This is a genomic window from Alicyclobacillus sp. CIJ1 (assembly GCF_057538885.1).
In genome coordinates this window covers 85,637-100,787 of sequence record NZ_BAAJPH010000137.1, presented here as the reverse complement: position 1 = coordinate 100,787, position 15,151 = coordinate 85,637, and the positions used below count along the sequence as shown (strand labels likewise).

General features: G+C 62.6%; 17 protein-coding genes. 2 read left to right on the top strand and 15 right to left on the bottom strand.

Annotation, left to right across the window (positions count from 1 at the left end):
- Positions 1-194: 194 nt before the first annotated feature.
- From rpmF to rsmD, 5 genes are read right to left on the bottom strand one after another with little or no spacing between them, the layout of a single operon-like run.
- Positions 195-371 carry a 50S ribosomal protein L32 gene (gene rpmF, locus AC27E8_RS12905; protein ID WP_008340528.1) on the bottom strand — a complete coding sequence of 59 codons (177 nt, stop codon included), beginning with the start codon at positions 369-371 and terminating at the stop codon, positions 195-197.
- Between the two features lie 36 nt (positions 372-407).
- Positions 408-911, bottom strand: coding sequence for a YceD family protein (locus AC27E8_RS12900; protein WP_487099678.1), 504 nt, complete (start codon positions 909-911; stop codon positions 408-410).
- A 46-nt stretch (positions 912-957) separates the two neighbouring features.
- The gene (locus tag AC27E8_RS12895) at positions 958-1,767 is read right to left on the bottom strand and encodes a patatin-like phospholipase family protein (protein ID WP_014464087.1); all 810 of its coding nucleotides are present in this window, start codon (positions 1,765-1,767) and stop codon (positions 958-960) included.
- Complete coding sequence (coaD, locus tag AC27E8_RS12890) at positions 1,760-2,257, bottom strand: pantetheine-phosphate adenylyltransferase (RefSeq protein WP_487099677.1); 498 nt, start codon at positions 2,255-2,257, stop codon at positions 1,760-1,762. Before coaD ends, AC27E8_RS12895 begins: the two co-directional genes overlap by 8 nt.
- A gap of 11 nt (positions 2,258-2,268) precedes the next feature.
- Positions 2,269-2,823, bottom strand: coding sequence for a 16S rRNA (guanine(966)-N(2))-methyltransferase RsmD (gene rsmD / locus AC27E8_RS12885; RefSeq protein ID WP_487099676.1), 555 nt, complete (start codon positions 2,821-2,823; stop codon positions 2,269-2,271).
- Between the two features lie 350 nt (positions 2,824-3,173).
- Between rsmD and AC27E8_RS12880 the strand changes: the two genes are divergently transcribed.
- Positions 3,174-4,538, top strand: a complete 1,365-nt coding sequence (locus AC27E8_RS12880; RefSeq protein WP_487099675.1) for an amidase — start codon at positions 3,174-3,176, stop codon at positions 4,536-4,538.
- 11 nt (positions 4,539-4,549) lie between these two features.
- On the opposite strand, the gene AC27E8_RS12875 is transcribed toward AC27E8_RS12880, so the two are convergent.
- From AC27E8_RS12875 to recG, 5 genes are all read right to left on the bottom strand, one after another.
- Positions 4,550-5,701, bottom strand: coding sequence for a glycosyltransferase family 4 protein (locus AC27E8_RS12875; RefSeq protein ID WP_487099691.1), 1,152 nt, complete (start codon positions 5,699-5,701; stop codon positions 4,550-4,552).
- Between the two features lie 8 nt (positions 5,702-5,709).
- Positions 5,710-6,858 (bottom strand): NAD-dependent epimerase/dehydratase family protein, encoded by a 1,149-nt coding sequence (locus tag AC27E8_RS12870; RefSeq protein WP_014464082.1) that lies wholly within the window; start codon positions 6,856-6,858, stop codon positions 5,710-5,712.
- A gap of 100 nt (positions 6,859-6,958) precedes the next feature.
- Complete coding sequence (asd, locus tag AC27E8_RS12865; protein WP_487099673.1) at positions 6,959-7,732, bottom strand: archaetidylserine decarboxylase; 774 nt, start codon at positions 7,730-7,732, stop codon at positions 6,959-6,961.
- A gap of 134 nt (positions 7,733-7,866) precedes the next feature.
- Entirely contained in the window at positions 7,867-8,064 is a 198-nt protein-coding gene (locus tag AC27E8_RS12860) for an alpha/beta-type small acid-soluble spore protein (protein ID WP_008340515.1), read from the bottom strand.
- A gap of 85 nt (positions 8,065-8,149) precedes the next feature.
- Complete coding sequence (recG, locus tag AC27E8_RS12855; RefSeq protein WP_487099671.1) at positions 8,150-10,186, bottom strand: ATP-dependent DNA helicase RecG; 2,037 nt, start codon at positions 10,184-10,186, stop codon at positions 8,150-8,152.
- 192 nt (positions 10,187-10,378) lie between these two features.
- On the opposite strand from recG, the gene rpmB reads away from it, so the two are divergent.
- The gene (rpmB, locus tag AC27E8_RS12850) at positions 10,379-10,570 is read left to right on the top strand and encodes a 50S ribosomal protein L28 (RefSeq protein ID WP_014464078.1); all 192 of its coding nucleotides are present in this window, start codon (positions 10,379-10,381) and stop codon (positions 10,568-10,570) included.
- Between the two features lie 74 nt (positions 10,571-10,644).
- On the opposite strand, the gene spoVM is transcribed toward rpmB, so the two are convergent.
- From spoVM to AC27E8_RS12825, 5 genes are all read right to left on the bottom strand, one after another.
- Entirely contained in the window at positions 10,645-10,728 is an 84-nt protein-coding gene (gene spoVM / locus AC27E8_RS12845) for a stage V sporulation protein SpoVM (RefSeq protein WP_035469379.1), read from the bottom strand.
- A gap of 153 nt (positions 10,729-10,881) precedes the next feature.
- Positions 10,882-11,547 carry a ribulose-phosphate 3-epimerase gene (rpe, locus tag AC27E8_RS12840; protein ID WP_487099669.1) on the bottom strand — a complete coding sequence of 222 codons (666 nt, stop codon included), beginning with the start codon at positions 11,545-11,547 and terminating at the stop codon, positions 10,882-10,884.
- Complete coding sequence (rsgA, locus tag AC27E8_RS12835) at positions 11,547-12,422, bottom strand: ribosome small subunit-dependent GTPase A (RefSeq protein WP_487099667.1); 876 nt, start codon at positions 12,420-12,422, stop codon at positions 11,547-11,549. The genes rpe and rsgA overlap by 1 nt, the downstream gene beginning before the upstream one ends.
- An 11-nt stretch (positions 12,423-12,433) precedes the next feature.
- Positions 12,434-14,380 carry a Stk1 family PASTA domain-containing Ser/Thr kinase gene (gene pknB / locus AC27E8_RS12830; protein WP_487099665.1) on the bottom strand — a complete coding sequence of 649 codons (1,947 nt, stop codon included), beginning with the start codon at positions 14,378-14,380 and terminating at the stop codon, positions 12,434-12,436.
- Complete coding sequence (locus tag AC27E8_RS12825) at positions 14,377-15,138, bottom strand: Stp1/IreP family PP2C-type Ser/Thr phosphatase (RefSeq protein WP_487099663.1); 762 nt, start codon at positions 15,136-15,138, stop codon at positions 14,377-14,379. The genes pknB and AC27E8_RS12825 overlap by 4 nt, the downstream gene beginning before the upstream one ends.
- Positions 15,139-15,151 lie beyond the last annotated feature (13 nt).

Sequence of the window (15,151 nt, the reverse complement as noted above, 5' to 3'; positions counted from 1 at the left end):
GCCTCTGTCACCCGGCGCGACGGCGCCGAGACGAAGATTCCCACCGAGTACACCTCATCATGATACCGAGAATTGGCGCGCCCGTCTATGTTGCAATGCGTCGAATGCGCGCGGCCTCCGTCGGTTGATGCGAAAAGAGGCTGCCCACACCCGCGGTTCCCTGCGCGGTGACGGACAGCCTCTAGACCTTTCGCTCACTTGACCGACAGAACGACTCGCCCTTTGTACGTACCGCAGCTCGTGCACGCATGATGCGGAAGCTTGTATTCACCACACTGGGGACAGGTGACCAGCGTCGGCTGCTCCAGCTTGAAGTGCGTACGGCGCTTGCGCTTTCTCGTCTTCGACACCCGGTGTTGTTGGACCGCCACAGAACCCACCCCCTTTTCCGCGTACCGCGCACTATCTTACTCCGAACCATGGTCGGAAAGCAAGCCCTTCAGCGCCTCCAGCCTGGGATCGATGGGCCGCACATCACAGCCGCACACCTCTACATTGCGATCACACCCGCACACCGGGCACAGCCCTTGGCACGTCTCCTTGCAGAGCGGACGGTTGTCGATGGCGAGAAAAATGGCCTGCTCCAGCTCCGGCGTGACATCCACCATCTCGTCGCCGACAAATCGCACTTCGTCTTCCGCTTTGTGCTCGTCGGTCGTGTACCGCTCGTGAAAGGGTGTGCTCAAAGGACGCGCAAACTCGGCAAGGCAACGGGCGCACACATAGTGCACTACGGTATCGAGTTCGCCGCGCACGACCACGTAGGGGTGGTGATAGGTCGCGTGCAGGCGGACGTTGACGTCGTCCAGCGATTCGACATCCACCACTTCCCGAGCGATGCGCGGCAGCGACACGATCTCGGCGAGATCGAGCTCGCCCTCTTCTTTCAATCGTTCCACATCGATGTTCATAGCCATGAGCCCCTTTCTGCCGCGCAAGCCGACGCCGACACTGCTGTTATGACACAAAGGCGCCTGCGCGGTCAATGGCATCCCAGATCCGGTCCAACTGTGCCACCGCCGCCTGATAGCCGAGATCGATGGCTTCAGATGCGCGCTGGAACTGCGCCGTCCCGATATGAGAGACGTCCGGTACGAGCGTGAGGCTTGCGCCCCGGTCGCGCGCGCGAAGTGCTTCGTCCTGCATGAGCTCAAGGCTCTGCATGATCACGTCCATGACAGAGGTGGGGGGCGTGCCTCTCGGCGTCACGCCCACGTCCACGGCGATGACGAGATCGACCCCAAGGTCCCAGCACGCCTGTACAGGCACGCGCTCGAGCACGCCTCCGTCGACGTACACGGCGCCATCGCGCACGACGGGGACAAACACGCCAGGGATGGAGATGCTCGCCCGGACCGCGTCGGCTATGAGGCCAGAGCGAAACACGACCAACTGGCGCTGGATGAGATCGGTCGCCACGATGGCGAGCGGGATGGCGGTATCGGCAAACGTCCCCTGGCGGGTCATGGTGGCCACCACGGCGCGCACCTTTTCCCCTTGGATGAAGCCCATCTTGGGAACGGTGAAATCCAGCCAGTGACGCCGCCTCAAGTTGACGGCGAGAGCGCGCATCACGCGCGGCGACACCCCCATCGCGTACACACCCGCCACCAGCGCTCCCATGCTCGAGCCGGCGATGGCGTGCACGGGAACACCGTGCTCCGCGAAAGCCAACAGCACGCCGATATGCGCGAAGCCCTTGGCGCCGCCGGAGCCGAGGGCCACCCCGACCTTGACCTTCTCGCGCGCCCGATGTCCATCAGACATGGCGTTGCTCTCGCCCTTCCGCGCGCGCGGTAAGTGCCGCGGCTACTCGCGGCGTCACAAACCGCGACACATCGCCCCCGTGCATGGCCACATCCTTGACGAGCGACGAACTGACGAACGACCATTCGGGCGAGGTCGGGATGAAGAGCGTGACGAGATCGGCGTATAGAGCCCGATTCATTTGCGCCATGGCCATCTCGTTCTGCAAGTCGACGTGATTGCGTACGCCGCGCACGACGCACGCAATTCCAGACGAGCGGCAGTAGTCCACGAGAAGCCCCGTGAACGCGTCGACGCGCACGTGGGGATAGGGGCGAACGGCCTCCCGAATCATGTCGAGCCGCTCGTCGAGATCGAACCAGGGGCGCTTCGAAGGATTGTGTAAGACCGCGACCACGAGTTCGTCGAAGAGCGGTGCGACCTGCGCGATCACGTCCACGTGCCCGAGCGTGATGGGATCAAACGTTCCAGGATACACGGCTTTGCGCATGAAGACCCCTCCTATATCTCTACGTCAGATCGGCCCTTGTAAATCCGAACCGCGATGTCGCCGTATGCCCGTGCCTTGTGAAGGATAAAATCGCCCACCTCGTCGGGCAATCTGCGTGAGGCCGGCGTTTCGCACACGACAGCCCCGGACACGCGAGAGGCCGGCAGCGCCTGAAGCACCGGAATCCACAGGTCGGCGTGATACGGCGGATCCACGAACACGTACGTGGCGACGTCCCCAGACGATTCAAAGCGCCGCAGGGCGCGCGCCCAGTCCAGCACCCAAACCTCTGCCTGAGACGCGGCGCCGACGCGGTCCAGGTTGCGGCGCACGAGCCGAGCCGAACGGGGATCCTTGTCGACAAAAATGGCCCGCGATGCGCCCCGGCTCAGCGCCTCAATGCCAAGAGACCCCGTCCCGGCGAACAGGTCGATGACGAGTCCTTCCAACCGGTGCGGAATGAGATTGAACATCGATTCCTTGACGCGATCCGTCGTGGGCCGGACCGCCTGGCTCCTCGGCGACTCGAGCAAGATGCCGCGCCACCTGCCCGCAATGACCCGCATGCCTGATCTCCTCTCGGGTGGCTGGGCCACCTTTCTCTGCACCAACGTATCACAACGAGGGGCGAGCGCCAACGGGACGTATATCCGTTCCTTCTTTTGGACATTCTGTGAACGACAACGGCGACAGCTGTTGTGGCAACCGAGTGCGAAGAGGCGATCCCCATCCACTCTTCCTCCGGTTTCTCCTCTCCCAGAACGCGTCAGTCGTGCTGACGCAGGGCCTCGCGCAAACCCGGGCGCGGGGCCCGTTTCATTTCCGGACCTGCCCTTGCTCCGCATGCCCAGATGCGCGTCCGCTATAATCGTCCTAGGCACCTTTTCTGCACGTAGAGCCTTGGAGGACGGAGGAGATGGCGTTGTCACCCAACAACCCCTCGATTCGCCAGCAAGTAGCCCAGCTGGGCCGAGGTCTCTCCGCATCGGCCGCGCTCGCGCAGTGGCTTGCCGCGATTGAACGCGAAAACGGACGGCTGAACGCACTTCTGTGCGTGGCGACCGAGACATGCCGCCAACAGGCGAGTGCCATCGACCAACTGGCGGCGCGATTTCCCGAAGGACTGGGTCCGCTCGCGGGCATCCCCATCAGCGTCAAAGACCTTATCGACACCTCGTTTCTCCCGACGACGTACGGGCATGGCCGGTTCCGAGAACACGTGCCGGATCGCACAGCCGTGTGCGTGGCGAGGCTCCAGCGCGCGCACGCCCTCATCATTGGGAAAGCCCACCTGCATGAATTCGCGTTTGGCGTGACCAATGAGAATCCGCACTTCGGGCCTGCGCGCAACCCACGCGACCTGAGTCGGATCACCGGCGGCTCCAGCGGCGGCAGCGCCGCTTCGGTCGCGGGTGGCTTGGCGCAAGCCAGCGTGGGTACCGACACCGGCGGCAGCGTCCGCATTCCGGCCGCGCTGACGGGGTGCGTCGGATTCAAGCCGTCGTACGGCCTCATCCCAACGGACGGCGTGCTCCCGCTCGCCCCAACGCTCGATCACGTCGGTGCACTTGCGAACTCCGTCGAAGATGCGGCCATCGTGACCGCCGTCATGGCAGGCCTCGATCCCGACTCCTGGCTTTCGCCTCCACCGCCAGCCGGGCGCCTACGCGCAGCGGTCGTCCCGGGCTTGGTCAAGCGATTTGCGGCACCCGAGGTGTCCGCGTGGTTTGAGGGGCTCATCCACCTCCTCCAAAGCCGCGGCACCATCGACATCGCGGGGTCCATCGAGCTGGATGCGGACGAGATCGCCCGCCATCAGGCGAACATCCTGGGCGCGGAAGCGTATGCGACGCATCGAGCGTGGCTCGCCGATCACAAAGACGCGTACGGCGAGGACGTCCGGGAGCGCCTGGAAGAGGGCGCGCGCGTGGACACGGCCTCCTACGCGGAGAGTCTGCGCTTTCGAGCCCGTTTCCGGCATTTCATTCGGGACATGTTCGCCCAGTACGACTGCATCCTTCTTCCAGCGACGCCCATTCCGGCGACGCGCATGGGGGAAAAGTCGGTGTGGATCCACGGGGAAGAGCGCGCCGTGCGGCCGCTCCTCACGCGATTTACGAATCCGTGGAATTTATCGGGGGCGCCGGCCATCTCGATCCCGGCCGGCCAAGTGTCGGGCTTGCCGATGGGGCTTCAGATTGTGGGAAAACCTGGCGGCGACGCCCGACTCCTTCGCATCGCCCGCCGGATTGAGGCGGACATCGCCTCCCACCTGCCATAAGAAAGGCGCCGTCAGCGGGTGCCAGTGACGGCGCCCGCGACGACGCTGAACGACTGCAAGACTCGCTCGTAGTGACCGAGCAGTTGCTTACTTGGCCCCTCCCAGTCCAGCTGCTCCGCGATGGCCAGGCCCCGCTGCCTGACCGCCTCTCGCCTCGCCTCGTCGCGCATCACGATCTCGACGGTCGCAATAAGGGACTCGGTGGAATCGGGATCGAAGATCAACCCGGCTCGGCCGTCCTCCAGGACCTCGCGCGTGGGGGGACTATCCGCCGCCACGATGGGAAGTCCGGCCGCCATCGCCTCGAACAAGACCAGCCCGAGCGTCTCCGTGGTCGACGGAAACAAGAATGCGTCCGCGGCGCGATACGCCTGCGCCAGTTCCTCCCCATGGAGGTATCCGGTGAAGTGGGTCCGCGTCCCGGCGAACACGCGCTCGAGTTCGGGGCGGTGCGGGCCGTCGCCGACGATGGCGAGATGAAGGTCCGGGATGGCGTCTAAGACCGGGCGCATGCGCTCAATGTTCTTTTCGGACGCCAAGCGCCCGACGTACAGCAGGACGCGATCTCCCGGCTTCGCTTCGGGTGCTAGGCGACGGCGCATTTCCTCACTGTACGGAGCGTTTCGGAACAGCTCGACGTCCACGCCGCGCTCCCAGAGTTCCAGATTCTGAAACCCCTGGCGTTCCAGTTCTCGCAGCGTCGCGCGCGACGTGGCGAGATTCAGGTGAGCCCGGTTGTGCAGCGTTCGAAAATACCACCACAACAGCGGTTCGAGAAACTCCAACTTGTAGTGGCGAGCGTAGGCCGGTACGTTGGTGTGATACGACGCCACCAGCGGCAGATGAGACTTCCACGCGTAGTAGATGCCTCCGATGCCGAGGAATGCCGGATTCACCACGTGAATGAGGTCTGGCCGAAACGCCCGCAAATGCTTACCGATGCGCGGCAGCGGCAGGGAATACCGCTTTTCCGGATACAGGATAAACGGCATCGCAGGGATCCCGACGATGGTTGCGGAAGCGTAGGTCTCCGGCGATCCTGACGGGGCGAATAACAGCACCTCGTGGCCCTCTCGCTCCAAATATTTCAGCGTGGCACAGAGCCTCGTGACGATCCCGTCGGTCGACGGCAGAAACGTCTCCGTAAACATCGCGATCCTCATGCTCACCGTTACCTCCAGGTCACTTTCGGGCGGATCACGTCAAAATCGACGCGATGGCGATAGCGCTCGGCGGTCTGGATGAGCTCGCGAATGAGCTCGTCCGAGAGATAGTGCGGCTTCAGGCCGAGGTCGAGCAGCTTCGTGTGGACAGCGTTGTAGTAATGCTCCTCCTTCTCGACGCGCGGATTCGGCAAATGCTCGATCTCCGCATCGAGGCCCATCTCGCGGGCCACCTTCTGCACGCGCTCGGCCAGTTGGAGGACGGAGAACTGCTCCGTGAACTGGTTGAAGACGCGGAATTCACCGCGATCCGCGGGATGAAGCGCCGCGAGCTCAATGCACTGCAGCGTGTCCCGAATGTCCAGGAACGCGCGCGTCTGTCCGCCTTTCCCGTAGACCGTAAGCGGATGACCGACCGCAGCCTGCACGCAGAACCGGTTGAGCGCGGTCCCAAACACGCCGTCGTAGTCGACGCGGTTGTACAGCCTTTCGTCCCGGCGCGTCTCGTCCGTCCAGAGTCCGTACACGACGCCCTGGTTGAGGTCCGTGGCACGAATGCCCCACGCCTTGCAGGTAAACATGATGTTGTGGCTGTCGTGTACCTTCGAAAGGTGATAGAACGAGAAGGGCTGCTTCGGATAGGGCAGGACGTCCTCGCGCCCCTTGTGCTGAATCCGAATGTACCCCTCTTCGATGTCGATGTTGGGGGTTCCGTACTCGCCCATTGTACCCAATTTGATGAGGTGACAGTCGGGTACCGTCTCTTTGATGGCAAAGAGGACGTTGAGCGTGCCCACCACGTTGTTCACCTGCGTGAACACGGCGTGGTCGCGGTCAATCATCGAGTACGGAGCCGAGCGCTGCTCGGCAAAGTGGACAAACGCCTCCGGCTCGAAGTCCTCGAAGACGTGGCGAACAAACTCGTAATCTTGCAGGTCGCCATAATACAGCTTGATGTCTTTGCCCGAGATTTCTTTCCAAGCCGCCAGACGCTCCTGAATGGTGGCGATGGGCGTCAGCGAGCGGGTCCCGAGTTCTTTGTCCCACTCGCGGCGGATGCAGTTGTCCACAATGGCCACTTCATGACCGCGCTCGGAGAAATGGAGCGCCGTCGGCCATCCACAAAACCCGTCACCGCCAGCAATGATAATCTTCACGTTATGTCTTCACCCCAACATTCCGCTAGCACTACTGACTTCCCTACCAATGTACAAGTTTTCGATCCGCGCAGCAAGTACGAGGTTCTTCCTAACCATTTCACTCCATGGATACTGTTGCTAGACTTTGTCCCATCCGCACGTGATCGCCGACTTCCACCGACCACTCGAGGCCCCAGGACGGAGGGAAAAGCACAAGGACGGTCGACCCGAGCGCGAAGTGTCCAATTTCCTCGCCCCGGCGATAGGCTTGGCCCGGGATGAGTTTGAGCCGTCGCCCCCGGCTCACGGCGTATCGTAGGCGGATAGTCCCCACCCCGCAGGCGCCAACCATGACCATGGCAAAAGGCCCTAGAGGAGAGGAAAAGCGCGTCACGACCCGTTCATTTCTCGCGAGAAGACCTGGAATGACGCGCGTAGACGCGGGGTTGACCGGAAACAGCGTGCCCGGAATTCGCCACACGCGTTCTGGCGCGCAGTCCACGGGCGCGTGAATGCGATGATAATCCCGTGGGCTTAAATACACCGTGACGACGTATCCGCCCGATAACTCGTCCGCAAGGCGATCATCCTGAACCAACTGGGCGAGATCGAACAGGGCCCCTTTCACCCAAAGGCGACCCTGCAAGCGGCCAACCTCCCGCACGAGCCCGTCCGTCGGCGACGTAACCCCGTCCCCGATGGGGCGTGCTCCGTGGCGAAGTTTCCGAGCAAAAAACTCGCCGAGGGTATGGTAGTCAGACAAGTCTCCCGCAATGTCGCAAAGCTCAACGTTGTAATGGCGAATGAACCACGGAATGGCCCGGCGACTGATCCCGGAGTCGACAAAACGCCGAAGACAAAATGTGTACGCGCGCTTCGGAAAGGCGTACAAGGCCGCTCTCGTTATACGAATATGCCATCCCGCCTCTCACATGCATTGCAGGGTCAAGTCTCATTATAGTGCGCGGGGTGGCGTTTTCATCACGCGACGAGGGTTGGCTTGCGCCAACCCTCGTCGAACCTTATTCAGTGACCAGCAAGCTGCTGCTCGGCGTAAGCCACCAGGCGCTTCGTGATCTCGCCGCCCACAGAGCCGTTCTGGCGAGCGGTCGTGTCGGGGCCCAGCTGAACGCCGAACTCCGTCGCGATTTCGTACTTCATCTGATCCAGCGCGCGGTTGGCGCCCTGCACGAGCACCTTGTTGCTTCCGTTCTGGTTTGCCATCACCCTTCACCTCCCCCTGGTGTACCGTAGTATGTTCGGGGGAGGTGGAATTATAGATGTCACTTCGATCCACCCATGGTGGCCATCAGTCTCGATACGAAACCTTGTCCATGGCCTCCTTCAGCGCGTGACGCAGACCTTCGGCCCACGGGGCGTACCAAAAATCATCCCGCCTGAGGAGCGCCAGCGCCTCTTCCCTCGCAACCTCCATGATCCGGTAATCGCGGGCGAGATCGCCCAACGCGAACTCCGGAAGACCGCTCTGCCTCAGGCCGAACAGTTCCCCAGGCCCGCGCAACTCGAGATCCCGCTCCGCGATCTCAAACCCGTCGTTCGTCTGCAGCATGGTCTCGATTCGCGCGCGCGCCGCCTCGGACGATGCGTCGTGAATGAGCAGGCAGTAACTCGGATGAGGCCCTCGCCCGACTCTCCCGCGAAGTTGATGCAATTGCGCCAAACCGAAGCGCTCCGCGCCATAGATGGCCATCACGGTGGCATTGGGCACGTCGATGCCGACCTCGATCACGGTCGTCGCGACGAGCGCGTGGATGTCGCCGTCGCGAAACGCGCGCATCATGCGCTCTTTATCCGCACTTGGCATCCGACCGTGCAGGAGCTCCACGCGAAATCCCGCCAGGTACTCGCGCACGCGCTCGTACAACTGGGTGACGGACGCCACGTCGTCGCGTTCCGACGACTCGATGGCCGGCGCGACGATGTAGGCTTGGCGCCCGCGCGCCAACTCTTTGCGGATGAGGCGAAGAGCGGTTTCCTCGTCTTTGGACGGCACCGCAAGGGTCTGAATGGGCTTCCGGCCCTTTGGCAACTCGTTCAGGACGGACACGTCCATGTCACCGTAGATGGCGAGCGCGAGCGTCCGCGGAATCGGCGTCGCCGACAACATGAGAACGTCCGGCGCCCGGCCCTTCTCTCGCAGCCTCGCGCGCTGCGCGACGCCGAAGCGATGCTGTTCATCGGTGACGAGCAGGGCGAGATCGCGAAACTCGACCCCTTCGGACAAGAGAGCGTGCGTACCGACGGCCAGCGATACGTCCCCGGAAGCGAGGCCTGCCAGCACGCGATCCCGCTCGCGTCCGGTCACGGAACCCGTCAAAAGCTCCACGCGAACGCCGGCAGGGCCGAGCAACTGGTGTGCGAGCCTCGCGTGCTGCTCGGCGAGGATTTCAGTGGGCGCCATGAGCGCAGACTGCCCGCGCGCGAGGTGGACCGCAAAGCAGGCAAAAAGGGCCACCCACGTCTTGCCCGATCCGACGTCCCCTTGAATCAGGCGCGTCATCGGCACGGGGCGCTGAAGATCGCGCAAAATGTCCTCGCACGCGCGCCGCTGCGCGCTCGTCATCGGAACAGGCAAGAGGGCCTCAAACGCGTTCAGCGCGTCACTCGGCACGGGCTGCGCGCGCCCCGCGGGCTCCTCGCGCTTTGCGCGAAGCCACTGGAGCTGAATTTGAAACAAAAGAAACTCTTCAAACACGAGCCGCCGACGGGCCTGACGGACGTCCTCGAGCGATTGGGGACGGTGGATGCCGACGAGCGCATCTCGATGCGTCCAAAGCCGGTACTTGCGCATGAGCGCGTACGGGAGAGACTCCTGGATGTCTTCCGCGTAGTGTTCCAGGGCCTTCAAGATCAGTTGATGGATGGCCTTCGTCGACAGATCTTTGTTTGCGCGGTATACCGGCACTAGCGCAGGTGCGTGGGTCCCGACCTCAAACGATGTCTCGCTGACGACCAAGCGGCGCAGCGCTTCGTTCCATTTGCCTGTCACCACAATGAACCGCCCGTCGGACAGCTTGGAACGCAAGTAATGTTGGGAAAACCACAGGCACACGACCGGGTGCTGGCCGTCTACGCGCACGCGCGCCGTCATGATGGACTTCGAACCGCGCCACCTCACTTGCACGGGGCCTTCGACGACAGCCCGCGCTGTGACGCGATCGCCATCGCGCCAGTCGGGAAACGGCTTCTCCGCTCGCTCGTCATATCGAAACGGATACGTGTGCAACAAGTCGTCGACCGTTCGGATGCCGAGCGCTTCGAGTGCTCGCTCCTTCTGCGGGCCTACACCCGGCAGCGCGCGCACGGACAGCGATTTGAGCGACAATGCGCTGCCCTCCCCGTGTGAACGCCGCCCACGGCGGCACGACTCTGCCTCATTGTACTATACCCAGAAAGGCGCCTGGAAGGACGGTTGCGGGATTCTCGGCGAATATGCTAAGCTAGGCGAGGTTCATCACGCAAAAGCCCACGCGTGAGGTTTCCGATTCATACACTTTGAGGGAACGGAGGTGCTCGCATGGCTCGCCGTTGCGAAGTGTGTGGCCGGGGTCCGCAAGTCGGCAACAAAATCAGCCACTCTCACATTCTCACGAAGCGGCGCTGGTATCCGAATTTGCAGAACGTGCGCGCCGTCGTCGACGGCTCCGTGAAGCGCATCCGCGTCTGCACCCGCTGCCTCAAGGCAGGCAAGGTGAAGCGCGCCATCTGAACAAGAAAAAAGCACCTTTGAGGTGCTTTTTTCTTTGTATGGATGGTTTCGCATGAGTGCTCTTACGTCTCGCTTCATTCGTCCTTCGTAAATGTGCTGAGCACAGCCTTCACAATTCCACCCAGGAAGCGCGGCAATTTGATGGTGTAGACCTTCACGACCTCTACCCCCCTCGAACAACCTGCGCCATTGTCGGAGCGGAGTCTGACCCGCCGCAAGTCCCGCTCTGCCTCGAGGGCATAGGCGTCTGTCGCTAGCTATGTATATGCGCCCCCTGTCGAAATGTGCCAGGACGAGCTCGCGAATTCATTTCACTCGCCAAGCGCCGCGCGGAGGGCCTCAATCGCGCGTGCGCGATTGGGTTGATCAAACACGGCTGACCCTGCTACAAACACATCGGCACCCGCGTCTCTCGCCTGACGGATGGTTCCCGCGTGAATGCCTCCATCTACTTCCACGTGCACGTCCTGACGGCCAGCGTCGTCCAACATGCGGCGAATTTCCGCGACCTTGGCCAGCGTGCTCGGCACGAGCGATTGCCCCCCAAAGCCGGGATTCACCGTCATGACAAGGACGAGATCGACATCGGCGAGAAGGTACGACAACCCATCCGGAGACGTGCCCGGATTGAGCGCTAAACCTGCCTTGCGGCCAGACTCGCGGATCATCTGCAGCGCGCGATGCACGTGTGGCGTCGCTTCGTAGTGCACGGTCAGGATGTCGGCGCCGGCATCGACAAAGGCCGTGATCCATCGCTCGGGCGATTCGACCATCAGGTGCACGTCGAACGTCGCTTGCACATGGCGCCGCAGAGCCTTGACGACGAGAGGGCCAAGGGTGAGATTGGGCACAAAGTGACCATCCATCACATCAATATGTATCCAATCGCACCCAGCCTGGATGACCTCGTCGACCTCGTCGCGCAGCCGAGCAAAGTCTGACGACAGAATCGAAGGAGCAATCACCGGTGTCTTCATCAGTACGCGTTCAACTCCTGTTCGCGCGCTTCCTCATACAGCTGCCTGTAGGACATGTAACGGGTGGCAGGAATATGGCCCTCCTCCACCGCCCGCTTCACCGCACAGTTGTCCTCATCCAGGTGAAGGCAATCTCGATAGGCGCATTCCTGCGCCAAAGGCCGAAACTCTGGAAAATGGAGTCTCACCTCGCGCGACGCCACCGGCACCTGAAGCTGGCTGAACCCCGGCGCGTCCGCCATCCACGTGTCGTCGTCCAGCCGCACCAGTTCCACGTGACGCGTGGTCTGCCGTCCTCTGCCAATTTTCTCGCTCACCTCGCCGGTCTTGAACGAGATCCCCGGCGCAAGAGCGTTGGCCAGCGTGGACTTGCCTGCACCAGACGGCCCCGCGAGAACCGTCACACGGCCCTGAAGGCGCGCTCGGAGTAGGCTTACCCCCTCGCCCTGTTTGGCCGCCACGGCGACGGCTTCGTAGCCCAGGCGGCGGTACAGGTCGACCGTCGCGGCCGCGCGCTCCGGAGATACCAAATCCGCCTTTGTGAACGCAATGGTCGGTTCCACGCCCGCGACGCTGACCTGAAGTAGGGTTTTGTCGAGCATGTAAAAGCTCAGGTCAGGCGTCACAAAGGAACACGCGACGACGACGTGATCGACGTTGGCAATGGGGGGACGGATGAGCTCGGTCCGGCGTGGAAGCACCTCGCGAATGATGCCCTCCTGCGCCCCGACGGGCTCGTAGCGGACGAAATCCCCCACCAAGACAGTCGTACCCTTGACCTTGAACACGCCGCGCGCACGGCAACGGCGGACCTGACCATCGTCGAACACGTCAAAAAATCCGCTGATGGCGCGAATGACACGCCCTTCTCTCACCGCGCACCTCCTCAATGCCCTTTATGCTTCAGATGACCAGGCGCCGCCTTGCCTGGCGGCTGCGGTTGGGGCGCTGACTGGGCCGTGGGTTGGGTAGCGTTTCCGGTATCCCCCGCGGAATTGTCGCCGGCCGCGCTGTTGGTACTGCCATTGCCCAACCCTGCCGCGTTGCCGAGGTCGTTTTGCGATCCGCCGTTCGCCGCGTTGCCCGTGTCGTTCCCCGTCCCATTAGACGGCGGGATGGAGGCAGGGTTCGGCACGACATACAGATTGATGGTCGATCCGACGGGCACGCGATCCCCCTGGATATACGGGTACGCATAGGAAACGAGCGGATTCTGGTTGACGAGATCGCTCGGCGTCACGGTGCCCAAGGTGAGGCCCGCCGCTTGAATGGCCGCCTCCGCCTGTTGAAGTGTAAGCCCCACGAGTTTCGGCACCGTGACGTATTGCTGCTGGCTCACCGTGAGGGTGATCTTCGACGTGATGGGAACCTGCGTCCCAGGCGCCGGATTGCTCGAGATCACGTCCCCCGACGGCACAGAAGTGCTCGTCTCCGTCTGAACGACAATGTTGTTGGCTGAAAATCCGGCGCTCACGAGCGCCTGCTTGGCCTGATCCAGCGGCTCATTGGTCACGTCCGGAACCGCCACCTTCGGCGCGCCCTGGCTGACGTAGAGCGTGATGTCTCGCGTCTTCTTCACCTGGGTGTTGCCCGCGGGTGACTGCTGATACACAATCCCAGATGCAGCCTTCAGATTGGGCTCAAACTTCTCCTGAATCTGTTGCCTGGAAAAGCCCGCCGCTTCCAGCGTGGCCACGGCCGAGGCCACCGGCTTCCCGACGACAGACGGCAGTTCGACGTTCGGCACGGTGAGAAGCCTCGTCACAATCACGATGGCCGCGTAGCCGCCGAGGCCGAGCGCCGCCAGCGACAACACCACAATGCCTGCAATGAGACTCGCCCGTTTCCAGGGTGCCATCGGCGGTTTGGACGCGCGCGCTCCCTCGGCCTCGCCCCGTCCACCTTGGGCCTCCGCAGATTTCAGAGCCTCGCTCAGGCGATCCCCCATCGCAGGCACCACGATGGTCTTGTCGTCCATACCGCTAGGTGAGACGAACTTCGGGACATTGGGGCGCTCGAGCGCAGCGTCGAGATCGGCCATCACCGCGGCCATGTTGGGGTAACGGCCTTCCGGCTCCTTGACGAGACAGCGCAAAACGATGTTCTCCACGCTCTGCGGAATGTCTTTGTTCAGCTGGCGCGGTTCAACGAACGGCTCCCTGAGGTGCTTGAGCGCGACGCTCACGGGGGAGTCGCCCTCAAAGGGGAGTCTACCCGTCAGCATCTCGTACATGACGACCCCAAGGGAATAGATATCGCTTTTCGCGTCTGTGGGACCCCCTCTCGCCTGTTCGGGCGAAAAGTAGTGAACCGATCCCAACACCGTCGTCGCCTGGCGATGCGCAATGGTCTGTCCGGTCGCGGCCCGGGCGATGCCGAAGTCGGCCACCTTGACCTGGCCGCTCTTCGTCAGGAGAATGTTGTGCGGCTTGATGTCGCGGTGAACCACGTGCAGCTCGTGCGCATGCTGCAAGGCCGAGCAGATCTGCTTGCTGATGCGGATCACTTCCTCGACCGGGAGCGGTGCGCGCTCGACGATCACGTCCTTCAACGTGGGACCGTCGACGTACTCCATCACGATGTATTGCTGGCCGTCCTCTACGCCCACATCGTACACATTGACGATGTTCGGATGGGAAAGGCGCGCAGCAGCCTGCGCCTCCTGACGAAAACGGCGAACGAACTCCTCGTCCTCCGCGTATTGGCTGCGCAGCATCTTCACGGCCACCGTGCGATCGAGGAGCGTATCGATGGCGCGATACACTTCCGCCATGCCGCCTTCGCCGATTTTCTGCTCGAGACGGTAACGACCCCCGAGCGCGCGCGCCGTCATCCGATGGTATCCTCCTCTCGATGCACCGCGACAAGTGCGGTGACGTTATCCGTCCCGCCCCGGTCGAGCGCAAGCTGGATCATCGCGTCCACGGCCGCGGACACGTCTCGCTTTGCACGTGCCTCACGCGCCTGTTCCAGGAACACTTTCAGTTCATCATCTTCCACCAAATTCGAAAGCCCGTCCGAACACAGAAGCAGGACATCGCCCTCCCGCCACGGCACCTCCGTCAGATCTGGAAGACTCACGGGCTCGGTGCCAAGGGACCTCGTCACAATATTGCGCTGCGGGTGATGCCTGGCTTCCGAGGCAGACAGATGGCCTCGCCGCACCAGTTCGGCAACAAGGCTGTGATCTTCTGTGACCTGGCGGAACTCGCCGCCGGTCAACGCATACGCGCGGCTATCTCCTACGTGAGCCACCACCATCCTGTCCGCGAGGGCGAGCGCGCACACGATGGTAGTTCCCATGCCGGCGTATTCGGGCACTGCCGCCGCCTGCCTGTAAATCTCTTCGTTCGCGTCCGCGATGGCCGACGAAACGACCTCCCGCGGGTTCGCCTCGGCCGAGAGATGCCGTCCGACGTATTCACTCACCCGTTCCACGGCGATCCGGCTGGCCACATCCCCGGCCTGAGGTCCCCCCATGCCGTCGGCCACCACGAATAGGACGCCCACCGGCAAATCGTCCACAACCGCGTAGCCGTCCTGATTCATGGTGCGCACCAGCCCGATATGAGACTTCGCCGCGTAGATCATCTCAACACCTCGA

Coding starts and splice junctions, on each gene's coding strand:
- AC27E8_RS12900 (WP_487099678.1), bottom strand. CDS start 911: ATGAACATCGATGTGGAACGATTGAAAGAAGAGGGCGAGCTCGATCTC.
- AC27E8_RS12895 (WP_014464087.1), bottom strand. CDS start 1,767: ATGTCTGATGGACATCGGGCGCGCGAGAAGGTCAAGGTCGGGGTGGCC.
- coaD (WP_487099677.1), bottom strand. CDS start 2,257: ATGCGCAAAGCCGTGTATCCTGGAACGTTTGATCCCATCACGCTCGGG.
- rsmD (WP_487099676.1), bottom strand. CDS start 2,823: ATGCGGGTCATTGCGGGCAGGTGGCGCGGCATCTTGCTCGAGTCGCCG.
- AC27E8_RS12880 (WP_487099675.1), top strand. CDS start 3,174: ATGGCGTTGTCACCCAACAACCCCTCGATTCGCCAGCAAGTAGCCCAG.
- AC27E8_RS12875 (WP_487099691.1), bottom strand. CDS start 5,701: ATGAGGATCGCGATGTTTACGGAGACGTTTCTGCCGTCGACCGACGGG.
- AC27E8_RS12860 (WP_008340515.1), bottom strand. CDS start 8,064: ATGGCAAACCAGAACGGAAGCAACAAGGTGCTCGTGCAGGGCGCCAAC.
- rpmB (WP_014464078.1), top strand. CDS start 10,379: ATGGCTCGCCGTTGCGAAGTGTGTGGCCGGGGTCCGCAAGTCGGCAAC.
- rpe (WP_487099669.1), bottom strand. CDS start 11,547: ATGAAGACACCGGTGATTGCTCCTTCGATTCTGTCGTCAGACTTTGCT.
- pknB (WP_487099665.1), bottom strand. CDS start 14,380: ATGACGGCGCGCGCGCTCGGGGGTCGTTACCGTCTCGAGCAGAAAATC.
- AC27E8_RS12825 (WP_487099663.1), bottom strand. CDS start 15,138: ATGATCTACGCGGCGAAGTCTCATATCGGGCTGGTGCGCACCATGAAT.